Source organism: Vibrio sp. S12_S33 (assembly GCF_963889785.1).
Classification (GTDB): domain Bacteria; phylum Pseudomonadota; class Gammaproteobacteria; order Enterobacterales; family Vibrionaceae; genus Vibrio; species Vibrio aestuarianus.
On record NZ_CAWPQZ010000166.1, the window covers coordinates 1 to 1,100 of the forward strand.

The 1,100-nt window shown below is 56.8% G+C and carries 1 protein-coding gene; it reads left to right on the forward strand.

Annotated elements, in window-relative coordinates:
- Positions 1 to 1,100 (forward strand): Ig-like domain-containing protein (locus AACW06_RS19675; RefSeq protein WP_192076345.1); only part of this gene is annotated, 1,100 nt, incomplete at both ends.

Consider the following 1,100-nt stretch of genomic DNA (forward strand, 5'->3'; position numbering starts at 1 on the left):
CGATACGGTGACGTTAACCATCACCAACCCAGATGGTAGTACCACGGAACAAACCTACACCGTGACGGCGGCGGACCTTGCCAATGGCAGCGCCGACATCACCATTCCAAGCTTGACAGCGGAAGGTAACTACAGCATCACCAGCAGCATTACGGATGCCGCAGGCAACAGCAGTGGTGACAGCGCGCCAGTGACGTTTGATTTTGACGCCACCGCACCAACTGCGGCGCCAACGCTTACCATCGCGGACGCAGCGGACGGCAGCGTGAGCGTGGCAGAGAACAGTGACGGCGTTGAAACCAATGTGACGCTTCCAACGGGCGTGGAAGTGGGTGATACGGTGACGTTAACCATCACCAACCCAGATGGCAGTACTACAGTACAAACTCACGAAGTAACCTTATTAGAAACACTCACAGGCAGTGCGAACATCACCATCCCAAGCTTGGCGGCGGAAGGTGACTACAGCGTGACGGCGCAGATCAGCGACGCGGCGGGCAACACCAGTGGTGAAAGTGCGCCAGTGACGTTTGATTTTGACGCCACCGTGCCAAGTACGGTGCCAACACTTACCATCGCGGATGCCGCGGACGGCAGCGTGAGCGTGGCCGAGAACAGTGACGGCGTTGAAACCAACGTGACCCTACCAACGGGCGTGGAAGAAGGCGATACCATCACCTTAACCATCACCAACCCAAATGGTAGCACCACGGAACAAACCTACACCGTGACGTCGGCGGATCTTGCCAATGGCAGCGCCGACATCACCATTCCAAGCTTGACAGCGGAAGGTAACTACAGCATCACCAGCAGCATTACGGATGCCGCAGGCAACAGCAGTGGCGACAGCGCGCCAGTGACGTTTGATTTTGACGCCACCGCACCAACTGCGGCGCCAACACTTACCATCGCGGACGCCGCGGACGGCAGCGTGAGCGTGGCAGAGAACAGTGACGGCGTTGAAACGGTGGTGAGTATTCCAACGGGTGTGGAAGTGGGTGATACGGTGACGTTAACCATCACCAACCCAGATGGCAGTACGACAGTACAAACTCACGAAGTAACCTTATTAGAAACACTAACAGGCAGTGCGAACATCA